This window comes from Mycobacterium novum, from assembly GCF_010726505.1.
GTDB lineage: Bacteria > Actinomycetota > Actinomycetes > Mycobacteriales > Mycobacteriaceae > Mycobacterium > Mycobacterium algericum.
Window position 1 is genome coordinate 4,394,065 of the sequence record NZ_AP022562.1, and the last position, 17,957, is coordinate 4,412,021.

14 protein-coding genes are annotated in these 17,957 nt (G+C 68.0%); 9 read left to right on the forward strand and 5 right to left on the reverse strand.

Annotated elements, in window-relative coordinates; translation table 11 throughout:
- Nucleotides 1–262: 262 nt before the first annotated feature.
- Nucleotides 263–4,462 carry a type VII secretion protein EccCa gene (gene eccCa, locus G6N19_RS20690; RefSeq protein ID WP_193465528.1) on the reverse strand — a complete coding sequence of 1,400 codons (4,200 nt, stop codon included), beginning with the start codon at nt 4,460–4,462 and terminating at the stop codon, nt 263–265.
- Nucleotides 4,459–5,913: a type VII secretion protein EccB gene (gene eccB, locus G6N19_RS20695; RefSeq protein WP_013828828.1), complete on the reverse strand. Its 1,455-nt coding sequence runs from the start codon at nt 5,911–5,913 to the stop codon at nt 4,459–4,461. The genes eccCa and eccB overlap by 4 nt, the downstream gene beginning before the upstream one ends.
- Nucleotides 5,914–6,538: 625 nt before the next feature.
- Here eccB and G6N19_RS20700 point away from each other — a divergent pair.
- From G6N19_RS20700 to G6N19_RS20710, 3 genes are all read left to right on the forward strand, one after another.
- Nucleotides 6,539–8,338 (forward strand): molybdopterin-dependent oxidoreductase, encoded by a 1,800-nt coding sequence (locus G6N19_RS20700; protein ID WP_013828827.1) that lies wholly within the window; start codon nt 6,539–6,541, stop codon nt 8,336–8,338.
- A 181-nt stretch (nt 8,339–8,519) separates the two neighbouring features.
- Nucleotides 8,520–10,280 (forward strand): molybdopterin-dependent oxidoreductase, encoded by a 1,761-nt coding sequence (locus G6N19_RS20705; RefSeq protein ID WP_013828826.1) that lies wholly within the window; start codon nt 8,520–8,522, stop codon nt 10,278–10,280.
- A gap of 60 nt (nt 10,281–10,340) precedes the next feature.
- Nucleotides 10,341–10,742, forward strand: a complete 402-nt coding sequence (locus G6N19_RS20710) for a hypothetical protein (protein WP_041317804.1) — start codon at nt 10,341–10,343, stop codon at nt 10,740–10,742.
- A gap of 34 nt (nt 10,743–10,776) precedes the next feature.
- Here G6N19_RS20710 and G6N19_RS20715 read toward each other — a convergent pair whose 3' ends face one another.
- The gene (locus G6N19_RS20715) at nt 10,777–11,340 is read right to left on the reverse strand and encodes a hypothetical protein (protein ID WP_013828824.1); all 564 of its coding nucleotides are present in this window, start codon (nt 11,338–11,340) and stop codon (nt 10,777–10,779) included.
- A 646-nt stretch (nt 11,341–11,986) separates the two neighbouring features.
- Between G6N19_RS20715 and G6N19_RS20720 the strand changes: the two genes are divergently transcribed.
- A complete protein-coding gene (locus tag G6N19_RS20720; RefSeq protein WP_041319801.1) occupies nt 11,987–12,631 on the forward strand; it encodes a glycoside hydrolase in 645 nt (214 codons plus the stop codon).
- Here the strand turns inward: G6N19_RS20720 and G6N19_RS20725 are convergent.
- Entirely contained in the window at nt 12,628–13,140 is a 513-nt protein-coding gene (locus G6N19_RS20725) for a class I SAM-dependent methyltransferase (RefSeq protein ID WP_408632514.1), read from the reverse strand. The two genes, G6N19_RS20720 and G6N19_RS20725, sit on opposite strands and share 4 nt — an antisense overlap.
- A 54-nt stretch (nt 13,141–13,194) precedes the next feature.
- Between G6N19_RS20725 and G6N19_RS20730 the strand changes: the two genes are divergently transcribed.
- Both G6N19_RS20730 and G6N19_RS20735 read left to right on the forward strand, forming a co-directional pair.
- A complete protein-coding gene (locus G6N19_RS20730; protein ID WP_013828821.1) occupies nt 13,195–13,533 on the forward strand; it encodes a hypothetical protein in 339 nt (112 codons plus the stop codon).
- A 12-nt stretch (nt 13,534–13,545) separates the two neighbouring features.
- Entirely contained in the window at nt 13,546–15,201 is a 1,656-nt protein-coding gene (locus G6N19_RS20735; RefSeq protein ID WP_013828820.1) for a ribonuclease H-like domain-containing protein, read from the forward strand.
- 6 nt (nt 15,202–15,207) lie between these two features.
- On the opposite strand, the gene G6N19_RS20740 is transcribed toward G6N19_RS20735, so the two are convergent.
- Complete coding sequence (locus G6N19_RS20740; protein ID WP_013828819.1) at nt 15,208–15,600, reverse strand: hypothetical protein; 393 nt, start codon at nt 15,598–15,600, stop codon at nt 15,208–15,210.
- Nucleotides 15,601–15,725: 125 nt separating this feature from the next.
- On the opposite strand from G6N19_RS20740, the gene G6N19_RS20745 reads away from it, so the two are divergent.
- The 3 genes from G6N19_RS20745 to G6N19_RS20755 are packed head-to-tail and all read left to right on the forward strand — an operon-like array spanning nt 15,726 to nt 17,955.
- Nucleotides 15,726–16,049: a DUF732 domain-containing protein gene (locus G6N19_RS20745; protein ID WP_158019463.1), complete on the forward strand. Its 324-nt coding sequence runs from the start codon at nt 15,726–15,728 to the stop codon at nt 16,047–16,049.
- Nucleotides 16,050–16,106: 57 nt separating this feature from the next.
- Nucleotides 16,107–17,243, forward strand: a complete 1,137-nt coding sequence (locus tag G6N19_RS20750; RefSeq protein WP_232062447.1) for a DNA topoisomerase IB — start codon at nt 16,107–16,109, stop codon at nt 17,241–17,243.
- Nucleotides 17,164–17,955, forward strand: a complete 792-nt coding sequence (locus tag G6N19_RS20755) for an LLM class flavin-dependent oxidoreductase (RefSeq protein WP_041317798.1) — start codon at nt 17,164–17,166, stop codon at nt 17,953–17,955. Before G6N19_RS20750 ends, G6N19_RS20755 begins: the two co-directional genes overlap by 80 nt.
- Nucleotides 17,956–17,957: the final 2 nt, after the last annotated feature.

The window sequence follows — 17,957 nt, forward strand, 5'->3', positions numbered from 1 at the left end:
TTCACCTGCCGACAGCAACTGTTCATCTGGTGGGGCCCGCGAGGAGTGGCGCGGCACACAAAACAGCGACGACCTGCCGAAACACGAGACTGTAATTCACCTGCGGAGTGGGTCCGCGGGCGTCTCGCCGCAGTGGCCGCAACGAGGCCCGCCGTTTAAATCTGGCCGCGGCGAATTGCCGGCGGCGCTGCTGAAAGTTCCGCCGCCAGCAACCGCCGCGGCGCCGTTACGGACGCCACGGCGGTTGTCGCGACGGGGCAGCTCAGCGCACCGGCGCGGCGGTACGTTCCTGGGTCGGTGCCCGCCGCAGCTCCGTGGCGGCGACCTGCACGAACACCCCGGTGTCCTCGGCCATCAGCAGGCCACGTCCGCGGGGCAGCGGACCGCCCTTCATCTTGCCGCGGATGAAGCCCTCGTCCGGGTCGGCATCCATCACCAGCAGCGGCGCATTGGCCTGGTGCAGCGCCCGCAGCAGCGGATCACTACCGGCCGACGACCAGCCGCCGAAGGTCCGGGTGGCGATCACGTGCAGGCCCACGTCGGCCGCGCGGGTCACCCAGGGGGCGGCCTTCTGGAACGGTGAGTCGAATCCAGGCGGGAACTGCTGGATGTCGTCGATGATCAAGAAGATGTCCGGCCCGCTCCACCAGGTACGCGACAGCAGTTCCTCGGCCGACAGACCCGGCGGCGGCTCACGGTTGGCCAGCGTGGCGGCCAGCTCGTTGATGAGCGCCACCGCGCCGTCCATGTTGTAGGCGAACTTCTCCACGTAGTCCGAGCCCAGGGTGGTCAGCAGCTGCCGACGGGGGTCGATCAGCCACACCTGCGCCGACCGCTGCGTGGTGGGCGGCGCGGTGCTGGAGCCGGGCGCGTACAGCCGCTCGATCTCACTCATGATGGTCGCCAGCGTGGTGGTCTTGCCGGATTCGCGGCGCCCAGTCACCATCAGGTGCCCGTTCTCGGCGAAGTTCAGATAGACCGGCTGCAGGTCGAGTTCGGAGATGGCCCACGCGATACCGCCGGCCCCGACGCCTTCGCGCTGGTCGTTGGCCGCGACGGCCCGCACCTCGTCCAGCCCGAACCGCGCCGGCAGCCGCCGCACCGGGCGCACCCGGCCCACCGCCACCTGGCTGACCGCGGCGCCCACGCTGTCGGACTCGAATACGTGATGGTCGGTGTCGGCCATCGCAGGCCGGGCGATCAACGTGTGCAGACCGGACTGGGGGTCGCTGTCCAGGCGCACGTAGTTGACCGCGACCATGCCCCGGCCCGGTTTGACCGGGACGTCCTTGGCGAACCGGGAACGCACCAACTTGGCGTCCTCCACCGCAGCCAGCCGCAGCTCGACCCGGGACCCGAAGCCGCTTCGGACCGGGGGCCGCAGCTCCGACTCGCGGTCGGCGGTCACGACCACGTGCACGCCGAACGAGGGGCCCTGGTTGATGATCTGGTTGACCTGTTCGACGAGCACCTCGTTGTCCTCGGACAGCGCACGGTAGTTGTCGACCACCAGGTAGACGTCACCGAAACCGTCGTTGGGCACGCTTCCGGGGGCGCCGTCGAACTTGCGACGCCGGAAGACATCCATCGAGGCCACATCGTTCTCGAGGAAGCTGCGCTTGCGGGTGCGCACCAGCGCCAGCAGTTCGGCCACCGTGCGCCGGACCCCGTCGGGGTCCGTCGGCCCGCAGACACTGCCCACGTGCGGCAGGGTGGCGACCGTGGTCAGCGCGGTGCCGCTGTAGGCCAGGCAGTAGAACTGGACCTGCTCGGGGGTGTGGGTCAGCGCCGCCGCGGAGATCAGCGTCTGCAGCGCCGTCGTCTTGCCGGCACCGCCGGCCCCCAGGATCAGCACGTTGGCGCCGGGCCCGGAGGTGTCCACCGTCCACGGTGGCTGGTCGTGCTTGAACGGCCGGTCGATGACACCGATGGGGAACACCAGGTCTCGGCGGGTACCGTAGTTCTCCTGCCACGGGTGGCCCAGGTAGCGGTTCACCAGGTCGTCGACGGCCACCGGGTCGTCCAGCGGCGGCTGCCACAGCCGATACGGCTCGAAATCGATCTGGCGCAGCTGATCGATGATCACCGTGCCCACCTTGGGAATCCGGATCCAGTCCTCTTCCTCGGCGGCGGGCTCCTCGGCGGGGGTGGCGGTGATGGCCGGCATCTCGTCGGCCGCTTCGAGTTCGGTGCCGCTCACGCTCACCTCCAGCGGGGTGAACGCGGTGGTGAACAGCTGCGGCCGGATGTAGTCGATGGAGTGCACCTGCGGCAGCTGTTCGTCGTCGAGAATGCCGCCGCGCTGATAGTCGCGCCACAGGAACTCGGCCTGGAAGCGGATGACCTCTTCGCCGCTCTTGCGGAAATAGCCCAGGCCCGCCTTGCCCGGCAGGTTCACCGCGTTCGGCACGCCGGCGGCCTGTGCGGCACCGGCCGTCTGCGCCTTGAGCACCAGCCGGTAGCCCATGTTCTCCATCAGCTTCTCGGCGCGGCTCTCGATGGTCTGCGATGCCATCATCAGGTGCACCCAGTAGGCGCGGCCCTGCCGGCCGATCGAGTCCAGCACCTCCACCGCCGTCGGCATGATGCGGAACCACTCGTAGAACTCGTCGATCACCACGACGAGCATCGGCAGCGGCGGCAGACTGTGGTCCCCGCGGGCGGCCATCCGGGACCGGATCTCGTTGTACTCCTTGGCGCCGTCGACGCCCGCGCTATCACACATCGACTTGCGGCGGGCGATCTCGCCCCACATGGCTTCCAGGAAGCGCTCCATCAGCGCCTGGTCATCTTCCAGGTCGGTGATGATCCGCGACACGTGCGGCACCCCGGAGAACGGCTTGACCGCCGAACCACCCTTGAGGTCGGCCAGCACGAATTGCAGCTCGTCGGGCGAATGCCCCAACAGCAGCGACTCGATCACGGTGCGCACCAGCGTCGACTTACCCGAGCCGGTGGTTCCCGACATGACGCCGTGCGGGCCGTCGCCCCCCTCGTCCAGTGACTTCATGTCGAGGAACAGCAGCTCGCCGTTGTCGGAGCGGTTGCCGAACGGGACGCGCAACCGAGCCCGGCTGCCCTCGTTCTGCCGGCTCGTCCACAGCTGGTTGAAGTCGATGCGGCCGGCATCCTCGATGCCGTAGTAGGAGAGGATGTCGCGAGCCCCGATGTGGTGCGTCACGCGCTGGCCGATCTCTTCGTAGGCCTCGGCGAGCCGCCAGTGCGCCATCCGCTGCGCGAACTGCTCGGCGTCGGTCAGGCTGAGCTGATCGGCCAGGGCGAAGAACCACTCGTTGTCGTCGATGACCATCCAGGTGTCGCGGTCGCGCGGCAGGGCGTTGATGATGCCCTTGTCGTCGAAGCGCAGCACCCGCTGTGACACCCCTCGCCACTCCGGGGCGCCGGTCAGGTCGAAGAACGTGACGCCGTCGATGCCCTCGGTGGTGTTGACGTACTCCCATTGCGGATCGACGCCGTCGACGACGATCAGGTGGTGCGGCGTCGGCGTCTCCGCCGACGAGCTGGCGTGCCGCGGCATGAAGGAGCCGCGCCCGGAGAACAGGTCGGCGTGTTCGGTGGCGAAGTCGCGCACCGAGCCGTACACCATGCGGGCGTTACCGGCGGCGTCCTGCCGGCGGGGGTCGCCGAAGTGCGGCAGCCATTTCACCCAATCCCACTGCTCCACATCGGAAGTGACGACGACCATCCGCAGGTGGTCGGGCCCGTGGGAGAAGGCGAACTGGCAGATGATGGCACGCATCAGCCCGAGCACGTGCTCACGGTCGCCGACCAGTGAATACCAGGGCTCGACCAACAGCGAGACCATCTTGGGCAGGTTGTAGACCACGCTCTGGTAGCGCCCGAACTCCTGCAGCGCCTTTCCGGTCACCGGTTCGAGCTCGATGTCGGTCGGCATATTCTGCGGCTCACCCCAGGTGACCTCGGGCCGCGTCATGCCCACCCCGACCCGGGCCAGCCCGAAGTTGAGGTCTTTGCCGTTGGGTTGACGCTCCCACATCCGCGACGACCCGACCGCCGCGGAAAGCGTGGAGGGCGCCGGGTGGTACCACCGGTAGTTGGCGTCCATGCTGTCTGCGGACTCTGCGGCCGACTCGCGCAGCCGGTCCAGCATGAGCATGAACTGGGCGCGCATCGCGTCGAGCTTGGGACGGCTCAGTTGCTGGGCGCCACCGCCGAAGCGGCCGCCGAACATCATCATCGCGATGCCGCCGATCATGAAGATCGGGAAGATGGCGCCGGCGCCCAGGAACATCCGGGAGCCGTTGGCCACGGTCATCGAGACCATGCCGACCAGCAGGCCGACGACCAACACCCCGACCACCACCAGCCACCACGGCTTGCCTTCCGGCGGCGGCACGCTCAGCGGCGTGGGCAAGACGATGTTCTCCGGCTTGACCACCGGAGCGCGTTCCGGCGTCGGCCGGGCGAATCCACGTTTCACTTGGGCACCGCCAATTCTGCAGGGCTCATATCGGTCGGCAGGGTGTCATGACGTACCAGGGCGTCCTGGCGGGACAGCGTCGGGCCGTGCGCCAGCAGGCGCAACGCCACCGACGGTGCCAGTGCGGGCTCGCTGACCAGCCCCAGCGCCTTGCGCTCATCGTCGCCGGGCACCCCGAAACGCACCCCCGAGGCAGACAGCCACCACAGCGATTCCCGCGTGGAGGCGTCTGGATCGTTGCCGGTCACCGCGACGAAGTTGCCGTAGCCCGGACCGAAGTAGACCCGGTCGGCCTGCGGCATGTTGTTGTTATTGGTCTTCACCAGCGACACCACCCGGTTGATCTGCTTCTGCGGCACGGGAATCGTGGGGCCGGACACCACCTGGACCCGGGCCCGGCTGTCACCACTGGACCGCTCCCACCACCAGCACGTGGACGGGTTCTCCTTCATGTCGACGACCTTGAGCGGTCCTTCCGGGTAGGCCGACAGGTCCAGCCCGGTGACCACCGGCATCTTCGCCAGCTCCGGCGGCGCCACCACCACCGGTGCGCCGCCCGCAGTCGCCCCGGCGTTCTGCAGGATGCGCGCCACCACCGACGACACCGTCTGCACGCCGTCCATGAGCACCACCGAATACTGCTGCGGCCCAGCCAATTGCGGCGTGGTGAAGACGGTTCCAACCGGCCCGGGGGCGTTGGGGAAGGCCGGCGGGCGGCCGGCCTCCGGGACGAACGGCACCGCCAGCTCCGGGCCGACCGGCAACGCGTCGAAGAGCGCCTGACTCATCGGCCGCGCATGCTCGACCTGTTCGGGGGTGAGGCCCAGCGGCAACAGCACCGCCCGGTCGGCGGCATCGATACGCGAGCGCCGGCCCTGCCGAACGACCCACGACTCGTCGTTGTAGCGCAGCACGACGGCGTCCGGGCCGTCGAGCACCCGGCGGCGGGAGTTGAGGTCCGGGCTGCCGTCGATCACCGTCACCGTGACCGGCGACGGCGCTCCGACCCCCTGCACGTTGGCCACGGTGTCGCAGATCAACCACGACGACGACGACGGTGAAGTCGGCAGAATGTCCGACGGCGCGCCCGGGATACCGACCAGCGGGCCGTGCGGCTGCTCGGCGATCTGCGCCGAGCGCACTTTGTGCGGATTGTCGGCGCGACCGGCGATCAGCCGGGCCGATGCCAAATTCAGTGCCGGATATAAGGTGTCGCCGACCCGCACATACAGCGCCCCGGAGTCGCGGTCGGCGATGATGGGCGATTCGTTCAGTTGACCCGATGGGCTCAGAAACGACCACAGCAGCGCACCCAGACAGATGACCGAGGCCGCCGACACCGAGGCGACCACGGCCAGCGCTTGGCGCCGGCCGGGTTCGACTTCCATCCGAACCTGCCAGCGGGTCAACGCCATCGCGGTCCGCCGCGCCAGGAACTGATACCCGGTCATCTGGGTACGTGTCGACAACCCCAGGCCGTAACCGGGCCCCCGCTGTTCGTCAGCCACGGTGCGCCCCAACCCCCGCCGATCGGACTGGCCGGCTACGACGCCGTTCCGGTGCCATATTGGTCGTCATCTACCCCTGCCTGATCACAAGTTTCTCCACTGCGCATGCTAGCCGTGTTGCGCAGCGACCGCCCCCCGCGCAGATTGCAATCCGGCAGCGATGGCGAATTCGGGTCCGCGATTCTGACTCGGATTATGAGCGCGTCAGGTGAACGGTCAGTTACGCGCGAGATACACCTGAGCGCAACGGCGCGCCGCCCGGCCGGAACCCGGATCCGCTCCCGGAAAAAATCGTGCCGATCGAAAGCCGCCGACTCGGGAATCCGGGCCGGTGACGGGCTCGCGGGTCAAAACCGCATCCGCGGCCGCGACCCGCGCCCCGCGGGACGCATCTGCAGGTCCGAGGTTGCTGCTAAGAACCTGTGCATTTGGTGTCAGAGCGGCGGCCCACGACGCCGACGGTTGTACTGTCGCGGGCGTGACGACGATCGACGGACAGGGCGCTGAGGGCCAGCTCGACCCTCGGGGGCCGGCCACTTCACCAGCGACGGAAGAGACCACTCACCGCGTGAACTACCCCACCGACGTCGTGGACGTCGAACTGGAGCTGGAGCAGGGCTACCGCACCGAGATTCACAAGAATCACGACGACACCGTCGACGTCGAGACATACGGGGGCGGTTTCGACCTGTCCCGGCGGGCGATCGCCCCGCACCTGCGGATCGGCCGCGACAGGTGGTTGAACCTGTTGTGGCTGATTCCGATCGGCTTCGTCGGGCTGCTCACGGCGATCGCGGCCGGCAAGGGTATCCGCAACATCCCCGGTGTGGAGGAGTTCATCGCCGAATACCCCGGCAGCATGCCGTCGACGAAGGTCGAAAGCGGGCTGCCCGCGTGGCTCGGCTGGACGCACTTTTTCAACCTGTTCATGATGATGTTCATCATCCGGTCCGGAATCCAAATTCTCTGCGACCACCCGCGGCTGTACTTCAGCCGCAACTCGACGCCCGGTAAAGACGAATGGCTGCGGGTGGGCCCCCCGGTCCCGGACGACCCGTACTGGACGGCCAACGCCGACACCGTCGCGCTGCCGCGCCACTTCGGGCTGCCGGGCTTCCGGCATTCGATCGGGCTGGCCCGCTGGTGGCACCTGGGCCTGGACGTGCTGTGGCTGCTCAACGGCGCGGTGTTCTACGTCCTGCTGTTCAGCACCGACCAATGGCGCCGGATCATCCCCACCAGCTGGGACGTCTTCCCGCACGCCGCTTCGGTGATGATCCAGTACATGTCGTTGAACTGGCCCGACGACCATACCTGGACCAACTACAACGCGCTGCAGCTGATCTCCTACTTCGTCACGGTGTTCGTCGCCGCCCCGGCCGCGGTGATCACCGGCCTGGGCATGTCGCCGGCGCTGTCCCAGCGCCTCGGGCTGATCAGCAAGCACCTGCGGCTCAACATCCAGGTGGCACGCTCACTGCACTTCTTGGTGCTGGTCTACTTCCTGATGTTCATCCTGGTCCACGTCACGATGGTGTTCGCCACCGACGCGTTCGACAATCTCAACCACATGTTCGCCGCGCGCGGTTGTGTCGAAGGCGCCGAGCCGGGATGCCACAGCGCCACGGGCTTCTATGTCTTCTGCGCGGCCGCCGCGGTGTGCATCGTCGCCTGGTTCGCCGCGACCCCGCTCACGATCAAATACCCGCGGGTGGTGCAGAAGGTGGGCTTCGCCCTGATCGGGCCCTTCCAGCGTTCGCTGGAGAAGCTCAACCCCAAGCCCGGCACCTTCACCGAGGACGACATCTCGCCGTTCCACTGGCGCAACGGTCGGCTGCCCGAGACCGTCGAGTACAAGGAGCACGAGGCCAGCGACTTCAAGGACTGGCGGCTCAAGGTGTACGGGTTGGTCGAGAACCCGATGGAATTCAGCCTGGAAGACCTCAAGGCGCTGCCCTACCACGACCAGATCACCCAACACTTCTGCGTGCAGGCCTGGTCCGGGGTGGCCAAGTGGGGTGGCGTGCAGATGTCGACGATCATGGAGATCGTCAAGCCACTACCCGAGGCGAAATGGGTGGTGTTCTACTCGATGGGCCTGGGCGCCACCGGCGGTATCTACTACAACGCGCACCCGGTGGACCAGATGTGGCATCACATGTCGATGCTCGCCTACAACATGAACGACGAGCCGCTGCCCTACATGCACGGTCGCCCGCTGCGGCTGCGCAACGAGTTGCAGCACGGCTACAAGCTGGTCAAGTGGATCAAGGGCATCGAGTTCGTGGCGTCCTACAAGGAGATCGGCAGCGGTCACGGCGGCTACAGCGAAGACCACAAGTTCTTCGGTCGCCACCAGACGATCTGACGTTTCCCCACCGCACGGAAGGGGCCGGCCCGTCGGGGTCCGGCCCCTTTCGTGCGTTCGACGCCGGTTCGCCGACGCCTTCAGGGACCCGGCATCGAATCCCCATCCAGCTCGCAGCCCCGCCGATTAATATTCCGCATCATAATCATTTTTATTGACGGATCAGGCGAGGAATCGGGTCATGGCAGACGTTGACGAGAACCACCACACCGGTCGCACGGCACTGGCGAGCGACCGCGACGAGCTCACACCGGCACACCACGTCGTCGACCCCGAGACCTGGGCGGGCGGCCTGGGCGAGAAGATGGCCACCGCTCCGCGGCTGCGCGTCGGCCGAAACCGATGGTTCAACCTATTGTGGTTGCTCCCAATTGGTTTCGCGGCACTGGTTATCGCTGTCGCGGTGGCGAGGTACCTGGTGGGTTTCCCGGCGGTCGGCGCCTTCGTCCACCGTTACCCCGGTACCCTCGCGACCGGCGGAGCCGCGGGAATACCCGCCTGGGCCGGCTGGCAGCATTTCTTCAATCTTTTCCTGATGACGTTCATCGTCCGGTCGGGCATCCAGATCCTGGCCGACCATCCGCGGTTGTACTTCAGCCGCAACGCCACCCCGGACACCGATGAGTGGTTCCGCATCGCCGGGCCGGTCCCGAAGGACCCGATGTGGACGGCCAAACAAGACTCGGTGGGCCTGCCCGACCAACTCGGCCTGCCCGGGATCCGCCACGCCATCGGGCTGGCCCGCTGGTGGCATCTCGGCGCGGACGTGTTGTGGCTGGCCAACGGTGCGGTGTTCTACGCGCTGCTGTTCACCACCGGGCATTGGCGCCACCTCGTGCCGACCAGTTGGGCCGTCTTCCCCGACGCGTTGTCGGTGGGCATCCAGTACCTGTCGCTGGACTGGCCCGACGACAACGGCTGGGTGGCCTACAACGGCCTGCAGCAGCTCGCGTACTTCACCACCGTGTTCATCGCCGCGCCGGCAGCTGTGATCACCGGGATCGGGATGAGCCCAGCGGTGTCCATGCGGCTGACGCGCATCAGCAAGCGGCTGAGCATCCAGCTGGCCCGTTCGCTGCATTTCTTGGTGATGGCCTACTTCCTGGTGTTCATCCTGGTGCATGTGACGTTGGTGTTCGCCACCGATGCGGTGCGCAACTTCAACCACATGTTCGCCGCTCGGGACGGTTCCGGTCTCGCCGGTTTCTGGGTCTTCGCCGTGGCGATGGCGGTGACCGCCCTCGCCTGGGTGTGGGCAACCCCGTTCACCTACCGGCATCCGCGGGTGGTGCAGCGGGTCGGCTACGCACTGATCGGCCCGCTGCAGCGACTGTTCGAGCACGTCAACCCCGAACCCGGCGGTTTCACCGAGGAACACATCTCCCCGCACTTCTGGCACAACGGCACCTACCCCGAGACCGTCGAGTACAAGGAGATGTTCGCCGGGGATTTCGCCGACTGGCGGCTGCACGTCTACGGATTGGTGGAGCACCCGAGGGATTTCTCGCTGGACGAACTGAAGGCCCTGCCCTACCACGAGCAGATCACCCAGCACTTCTGCATCCAGGGGTGGTCGGGGGTGGCCAAGTGGGGCGGCGTGGCGATGAAGACCGTCCTCGACATCGTCAGCCCACTGCCGGAGGCCAAGTGGGTGGTGTTCTATTCCATGGCGCCCGGTTCCGAGGGCGGGCTTTACTACGACGTCCACGCCATCGAGCAGATGGAGCACCACCTGACGATGCTGGCGTACCGAATGAACGACGAACCGCTCAGCTACGGCCACGGAGCGCCGCTGCGGCTACGTAACGAATTGCAGCACGGCTTCAAAATGGTCAAGTGGCTCAAGGGGATCGAGTTCGTCGAGCACTTCCGCGAGGTCGGCGGCGGCTACGGCGGCTACAACGAGGATCACGAGTTCTTCGGCTACCGGCAGACGCTGTAACCCGCGCGTCGGCCGGGCCGTCGTAGGGTAGATCCAGTCAACCGAGCGACGGGAGCAGCCATGCGGAATCGCGGTATCGGAAAGTCAGTCCTGTCGGTGGTGGTGGCAGGGATCGCGGTGGGCGCGGTGGCGACCGCCTGCGGTGACTGCGAGAACGATTCAGACGACGGGGGCTACGGCGAGGTCACCACCGCGCCCAGCGCTCCGCTGGCCCCGATGACACCGATTGCCCCCGACGAAGCCGTGCCGGAACAGACCGTCGTCCCGGAGGCCCCGCTGACCAGTGCGGCACCTGCCGTCGAGCACCCCGCGCCGCAGGGCGGGGCGACGCCCGCACCCGCGCCGGCGGCACCCCGGGTTCCGTCAGCGCCTGCCGTTCCCGCCGTTCCCGCCATTCCCGCCATTCCCGCCATTCCGGCGATCCCGGCGATTCCTGCCATCCCCGCGATACCCCACCCGTAGCCAGGGGCGGGCCGGCCCGGCCCTCGGCGCCCGGTCAGACGCCCGTCCAGGCCGAGTCCAGCCGCTCGGCGACGTCGATGACCTGTGCTTGCTGCGACTGCGGGCTCTCGATCTCGTCGGCGACATAGCTGGCGATGAACCGTCGGATCTCCCCGTCGACCCCGGCGAAGATCCGCAGCAGCTCACCTCGGATGGACGTCGACGACACCTCCACGGTGATGTCGGACGGCCGCGGTTTCGGTACGTCGATGATCAGCAGCAACGGTTCGGCGGCTCGAGCCGTGGCCCGCAGCGCGATGTCACCGGCCACGGTGAACCGCTGCTTGTCCAGGCGCAGGTCGATGAGCAGGTCGATCACCAGCGGAATGTGGATGGCGAACGTGAGCAGATCACCCAGGCCGCGAGCCACCCGGGGCTGTTGGATCCGCACCTTCGCGCTGACCCGGGCGATCCCGCCCGGCCCCTGCCGCATCGGGGGCATCTCGAACTCATCACCGGCGATCGCGGCGAACGCAGCTGCCACGCGTTCTTCGGTGACCGCGATCTCGAAGAACTTCCGCCCGAACTCTTCATAAGTCAGGTAGCTGAGGTTCTGCATAGCTTGATACCGTCTCACGTCCACATCGGCAACGGCCGCTGATCGGCGTGCGCGTCGCCATCTTCTCACCCGGGCGCCCCGCGGCGCGCACGGAACCAGGCCGGCGCGCCGATGTCGGTCGGGGGGCGGCGGGCCGTCGCCGGAGCGGCTCGGATCAGCATCGCGCCGGCGGGCGCCGGCAGCCCGGGATTCCCGCTCTGGCGGGTTCAGCTCCGCCGGCCGGCCGTGATCTCCACGACGACGGCTCAAGCCAAGCACCGTGCGGCGCCGACCGGCCGTCGTTTCAAAATTCATTGAATAGTGCGAAATGACAAACCGTTTCACTGACGCGGCACGCCGGGCGACCGATACACTTTGCGCGGCAGACCTTCTCACCGATACCGCCGGTACCACTGACCCAGTTCACCCGTCCACCAGCAACATTCGTCGAACAATCTGAATTAACGCTGCCACCAACCACTCTCGGCGGGCTGCCTACACCGCATCTACCAGCACTTCAACGTCGAAATCCGGTCTGCGCGGCATATTTTCACCCCGCTACCTGGTGTTTTATGTTGTGGCGTAATGCCTAACAACTTCAACGTCAAACGTGATGCCTGCCACAGATTTTGGTCCGCTCAGTTAGCCATTGTTAATGTGCCTGGTCATGTTTGGTCTCGAAGCGCTGATGGCGCTCATCCAGCAGGTTTCGGGCACGCCGTACATCACCGGTGGGGACAGCCCCGCTGGGACGGACTGCTCGGGACTGGCGTCGTGGGTGTCGAACGTCGCCACCGGCCGGCCGGCCTTCGGTGACCGGTTTCACACCGCCAACGAGGAGTCGGCTCTGCTGGCGCGCGGCTTCCAGTACGGCACCGCGCCGGGTGCACTGGTGGTGGGCTGGAACAGGAGCCACACCGCGGTGACGCTGCCCGACGGCACTCCGGTGTCCAGCGGCGAGCGGGGCGGCGTGAAGATCGGTGGTGGCGGCGCCTACCAGCCGCAGTTCACCCACCACATGTACCTGCCGATGCCTACCGAGGCACCCGCCGACGAAGCGGCGCCGGTGCTGTTCGCCGCCATGATGGAGCCGGCTCCCGCGCCCGAGCCGGCCGCCGAGCCGATGGGCATGGACATGGCCCCGCCGTTGGACGCACCGCCGCCGTTCGAGGCACCGCCCCCGTTCGAGGCACCGCCGCCCTTCCAGGCCCCGCCTGCCGAGGCGCCGCCGATGGACGCCCCAGCGTTCGACGAGCCGCCGACCGAGCCCGGCCCGGAGCCAATCGAACGCGACGCGCCGCCGCAGCCTTAACCCGCGCCGTCGATCCGGCGTCGCGCCAGCAACCACGCCAGCCCCTGCCCTTCGCCGGCCGCGATCACCTCGAGACCGGCAAATGCCTCGCGGAGCTCACCGGGCGCGGCACGGAACCGCCCGGCGACGCTGCCGACCTGGCTGAGCGCGGTCACGGCCAGCAGCCCGCCCGGTGTCAGCCGCTCCAGCATCGGTGCATCCAGCCGGCGGTCGCGGAACCGGGCGCAGTAGATCACGTCAGCCGGCGGCCCGTCGGGCAGCCCACCGTCGAGGTCCACGACCTCGAAGCGGCATCGGTCGCCGACGCCGCTGCCTGCCGCCAGGGCGCGCGCCTGCTCGATCGCAATCGGGGAGACGTCGAAGCCCCGCACCTGTAGCCCCCTGCGGGCGAGCCAGACGGCAGCGGTCCCCTGCCCGCAGGCGACGTCAACCGCATGGCCCGCGGTCGGGAACTCGTGGCGGAACGCCGTGAAGACCGCTGCCGGGCCGAGCGCGTCCGGCCAGGGCAGATCCCGGTCCGCGTATTTCGCATCCCAGCGGGTCCGGTCATCGTCGCTCACTCGATGGACGATACTGCGGCGGTGAAACTGCAGCCCTGGATCGCGACCGCCATGGCGCACACCGCACCGCAGGTGCAGATCACGACGCTGATCTGCGCATTCGCGGTGCTCACCTACTGCGCCCTGAGGGATCGTCCCGCCATTGTGTGCGGTGTCCTGGCCGCGGTGTGCGGCCCGGCCATCGAGATCGCGATCGCCGCGGCGGGCCAGTTTCGTTACGCCGCCGATTCCGACGCACTGCTCGGGGTGGCCCCGTGGCTGGTCCCGCTGTACTTCGCGTTCGGGATCGTCGCCGCGCTGATCGGCGAAATCACCGCTGCCACAAGGCGGACGACGCCCTAGGATCTACAGGCCATGGAAGGGGTCACCCTCGGCGGCTATCACGCCCAGCAGTGCGCCCGCGTCACCCACAACCTGTTCTCCCCCGGCGACGTCGAGCCGGTGACTCCCTCACCGGAGCAGCTGGCATTGCGCGCGGCCGGCATCGCCTTTGAAGCGGCGATCTTCGACGAGCTAGGCTCCCGCTACCGCGATTCGGGACGGCTGCTGGTGCTCGACGCCGACGCCGGCCGCAGCGAGCAGCAACAGGCCACCCGTGCGGCGATGGAAGCCGGTGTCGACGTGATCGCCGGCGGGTGGTTGCCGGAGGTGAACGGCCGCGTCGGGAAGCCCGATGTGCTGATCCGTTACGGGAACGGCTACCTGCCCGTCGACATCAAGAACCACCGCACTGTAAGCAGCGCGAAAACCTTCGAAGTGCAGGTGTCGACACTGTCGGCGCCGGATCAGCTGCTCTCCTTCCCCGGTTACAGTGATCACGGCGCGCGCTGGCGTGACGACGTCATGCAACTGGCGCACTACACCCGGATGCTGCAGGAGCTGGGGTATCACCCGGGCCTGAACCGCGGCGGCATCATCGGCAGCTCCGATCTCACCGAGGTCGTCGGCGAGGAGCATGCGATCACCTGGTACGACCTCGACGCCGAAGCCATCCTCACCTACTCCGCCAGCGACCCCGAACACCGCAAGAAGCGCTCCGCTCTGCAACGCTACGACCATGAGTTCGCCTTCCGGCTGGACGTCGCGCGCGCCGCCGCGTCCGGGCGGGAACTGGTGCGGCCCTACCGGATCGTTGACTGCGATTCCTGTGATTGGTTCGACCACTGCGCCACCGTGGCCGGCGAGGACGACGCATCGTTCGCTCTCGAGACCGGCCACCTCAACGTCCGGGAGTGGCAGTACCTCTACCGGCACTGTGGCGACGGCACCACGTTGAGCGTCGCGCAGTTGGCCCGGGTCGACCCGGACCGCCACGCCGAGGAATTCCGCACCCAATCGGTGCGCACCCAGAAGCCTGGAGAGCGGCTGGCCAATGCTGTTCGACGCGCCCGGATGAGCTGCGCCGGCATCGATTACGAGCAACACCGGCCAGGCCGCCCGACGGTGCCGTCCGCCGACATCGAGGTCGACTTCGACATCGAGTGGGATGCCGACTCCCGGATCTACCAGTGGGGTCTTCGCATCCGAGAGGGCCAGGACGACACCGCCGCGCACTACGACCCGGTGGTGTCGTTCGAGCCGCTCGACGAACACGGCGAAGCGCAGCTAGCTGATGAATTCGCTTCCCGCATATGGCAATTGCGCGATCGAGCTACGCGGGAGGGCAAATCGCTGGCCGTCTTCCACTGGCATCACGCCGAGCGGTCGAGGACCCGCAGGTTTCCCGCCGTCGTCGAAGCCCTCGACGGACTCACCCACGACCTGCATCAGTGGTTCGAGGCCGAGTACTTCGCGCGCACCTCATCGTCAATCAAAAGCGTCGCCGGGTATTTCGGCTTCGAGTGGGACGTCGACGACGCAGGCGGGCTGGCGTCGCAGCTGGCGATCGACGTCGCCCGCGGGTGCGGGCCGGAGGCCGACATCGCCCGGCAGTGGTGCTTGCGATACAACGAGTGCGACGTCGCGGCCCAGGCGGCGATTCGCGACGGGTTGCGCCCCGGTCCCCGGTGAACCGGCTCAGCTTCGCTGCACCGACGGGCAGATCTCAGCGTGCGCGGCGTCGACGACTCCGGTGGCGGTCGGCTTGGGAACCTGAAGGTAGACCGAGACCTGTTCGACGATCAGGCTGGTCGGGTGCTTCGGGAACTCCAGGCAGGCGGTCCGCCCGGCGGCCAGCCGTGGCGCTTCGCTGCCGGGCGGGAACTTCCCGCGGATGGCATTGAGGTAGGCCATCTCCCCCGCGTTCGGGTAGGTCGACTGTTGCTCGGCGCAGAGCAGGATATCGGCGCTGTTACCGCAGTAATCCGGATCGCGGGGATTGAGCGGGTCAGCGTGGGCCGATGACGCGGCACCGACCAGTCCGGCCAGCGCGGTGGCGGCCAGGGCCGGCAGCAGGGTGGTTGCGTTCACGTCCAGCGCCTTTCTGTTCTCGCCGCTGACGCTAGCAGTTGTCGCGCCGCCGCCGGGAGGACTTCGCGATCCTGCGATCGGGACCGGTCATCGCCGATCCCGGCGCTCGCCGTAGCATCGCCATCATGAGTTGGGTCGCCCGGTTCACCGTGCCGCTGACCGCGTGCTGCGTCTCGGCGGTGGCCCTGGTAGGGGCGTGGATAGCCCCTGCCCCGGCCAACGCCGACGACAGCGGCTTCATGAAATACCTCAACAGCCACGGCTACACCGCCCGCTACGCCGGCGACGAACCGATCTCCGAGCCGAGCGTGCGCGCACTCGGGCACATGATCTGCGAGAACCTGCGCGTCGGCAGGAGCGTGGCGGTCCAGGCGCCGAATTACCCGGCGTGGCCGCAGTTCACCCTCATCGCCGAGGCCGCCCAGCACGAGCTGTGCCCGGGCCTGTAGACAACGCGGGAGCCCGGCCCGGGTGTCAGCCGGGCGCGCCGGGGGTAATTCGGTGCCATGAGGTTGCGCAGGAGCCAGGTCGGCGCCACCGGATTCCGCCGGGTCGGACGGGGCCGCGGCTTTTCCTACACCGACGGCAATGAGCCGGTCGACGACCCGGCGGTACTCGCTCGGATCAAGGAACTGGCCATCCCCCCGGCCTGGCGGAACGTGTGGATCTGCCCTTACCCCAACGGCCACATCCAGGCCGTGGGAACCGATGCCGCCGGGCGCCGGCAATATCTGTACCACCAGCAGTGGCAGGCAGAGCGAGCCGAAGAGAAGTACGACCGGGTGCTGAACCTGGCCAGGATGCTGCCGCAGTGGCGCGCCGATCTGCTGGCCGACCTGGGCGGCCGCGGGCTGAATCGCGGCCGCGTGCTGGCCCTCGCCCAGCAACTGATCGACCGGGGTTATTTCCGGGCCGGCGGCGAGGAATACACCCAGGAGAACGGCAGCTTCGGACTGGCCACGCTGCTGCGCGACCACGTCCGGATACGCAGCGACTGCGTGGACTTCGACTACCCGGCCAAAAGCGGCGTACGGCGGACGGTGTCGGTCGACGATCCGCTGGTGGTGCGGGCGGTGCGCGCGTTGTTGCGCGCCCCCACCGACATTCCCCGGTTATTGGTGTACCGCACGCCCGAGGGCTGGTGCGAGGTGCGCGCCGACGACCTCAACGAGCGGTTCCGGGAACTCACCGATGTGCAGTTCAGCGTCAAGGATCTTCGGACCTGGCATGGCACCGTGCTGGCAGCCGAGAACTTCGCCGCTGCCCGCGAGCCGACATCGAAAACCGTTCGCCGAAGGGAGATCGCCGCGGTAATGCGTTGCGTCTCCGAGGAGTTGGGTAACACGCCGGCGGTCGCCCGTGGTTCCTACGTGGATCCGCGGGTGGTGGACGCCTACGAGCAGGGCATGGCCATCCGTGCGGCGCTGAACCGGGTGCCCCGGGAAGGAGTCCGCCCGCCGGGTCGCCGCGGAGAACGCGACCGCCCGATTGATCCGGCGTATCGACCGGGCACGGCGCTGAATTGCACCGCTGGTTGCGGCCTCCGGCGGTTAGGATCGATTGATGCGTCACGCGATCCACGTGCCCCTGTTCGGCACGCTGGCCGACCCGCGCGCGATCGCCGATATCGCCTGCGCCGCTGAGCAGAACGGGTGGGACGCGCTGTTCGTATGGGATCACGTCCTGAGTCCGGTTGCCGGTGAATGGGATATCGCCGACCCCTGGATCACGCTGGCCGCGGCGGCGACGTCGACCGAGCGCATCAGGATGGGCCCGATGGTGACCCCGCTGCCCCGCCGCCGGGTGGTCAACGTGGCCCGCGAGACCGTCACCCTGGACCGGCTCAGCGGTGGCCGGCTGATTCTGGGCCTGGGCACCGGCCGCGACGTCTGGCGCGAGTATTCGGCCTTCGGCGACAACGGTGACCCGCGCCGGCTGGCCCGCGTCCTCGACGAGGCCACCGCGGTGCTGACCGCGTTGTGGGCCGGTGAAACGGTGACCCACCGCGGCGAGGTCATCGTGGACGGTATTCGCCTCAATCCGGGTCCGGTCCAACGGCCGCGAATACCGATGTGGTTCGGCACCAATCGAACCAGTGGCGCGCCGATCGAGCGCGCCGCCCGCTATGACGGCATCTTTCCGCTGGGCATGGATCCCGACGGGATCGCCCGCATCGCCGAGACGGTTGCGGCCGCCCGCGGCGGTCTGGCCGACTTCGACATCGCGGTGGCCGCCGGCCCGGGCGCCGATCTCGATCGACTGCGCGCCCTCGGCGCCACCTGGGCGGTGCGGGAGTTCTGGCCGGGCGACCGTCCCGACAAGATCCTGCGGGTCATCGAGCGGTGCGCCCCGTGAGC

Coding starts and splice junctions, on each gene's coding strand:
- G6N19_RS20745 (WP_158019463.1), top strand. CDS start 15,726: ATGAGTTGGGTCGCCCGGTTCACCGTGCCGCTGACCGCGTGCTGCGTC.
- G6N19_RS20755 (WP_041317798.1), top strand. CDS start 17,164: ATGCGTCACGCGATCCACGTGCCCCTGTTCGGCACGCTGGCCGACCCG.
- G6N19_RS20735 (WP_013828820.1), top strand. CDS start 13,546: ATGGAAGGGGTCACCCTCGGCGGCTATCACGCCCAGCAGTGCGCCCGC.
- G6N19_RS20750 (WP_232062447.1), top strand. CDS start 16,107: ATGAGGTTGCGCAGGAGCCAGGTCGGCGCCACCGGATTCCGCCGGGTC.
- G6N19_RS20715 (WP_013828824.1), bottom strand. CDS start 11,340: ATGCAGAACCTCAGCTACCTGACTTATGAAGAGTTCGGGCGGAAGTTC.
- G6N19_RS20720 (WP_041319801.1), top strand. CDS start 11,987: ATGTTTGGTCTCGAAGCGCTGATGGCGCTCATCCAGCAGGTTTCGGGC.
- G6N19_RS20710 (WP_041317804.1), top strand. CDS start 10,341: ATGCGGAATCGCGGTATCGGAAAGTCAGTCCTGTCGGTGGTGGTGGCA.
- eccB (WP_013828828.1), bottom strand. CDS start 5,913: ATGACCGGGTATCAGTTCCTGGCGCGGCGGACCGCGATGGCGTTGACC.
- G6N19_RS20705 (WP_013828826.1), top strand. CDS start 8,520: ATGGCAGACGTTGACGAGAACCACCACACCGGTCGCACGGCACTGGCG.
- G6N19_RS20730 (WP_013828821.1), top strand. CDS start 13,195: ATGGACGATACTGCGGCGGTGAAACTGCAGCCCTGGATCGCGACCGCC.